The organism is Vibrio sp. C8 (assembly GCF_054051265.1).
Map to the genome: position 1 here is coordinate 494 of NZ_JBPAOE010000039.1, position 241 is coordinate 734.

Consider the following 241-nt stretch of genomic DNA (forward strand, 5'->3'; position numbering starts at 1 on the left):
CCGGTTTAAGGGTTAACGCCTTTTTGAACAACGCAACGGTATCTACAATGATGAGGGTCTTAAGCTGGTAATGACGGCATTTTTGGTGAATGGTTTTGATTTGGTCAAACGGGACCTGACGTTCTGCGTGATTAATCACAACGCCTGTAGCACCCGCCAGTTTCACGGAGTAGGGCGAGGTCCAGCCAAAATGGCGGTCCGGGTCAATCGGGTCGACATGCTGTGCCCAGACTTCTAAACC

General features: G+C 50.6%; 1 protein-coding gene. It reads right to left on the reverse strand.

Translation table 11 applies throughout. The features are described 5' to 3' along the window. The coding region (locus ACRQQK_RS15510; protein WP_457512853.1) for a triose-phosphate isomerase at nucleotides 1-241 on the reverse strand (241 nt) is incomplete at both ends.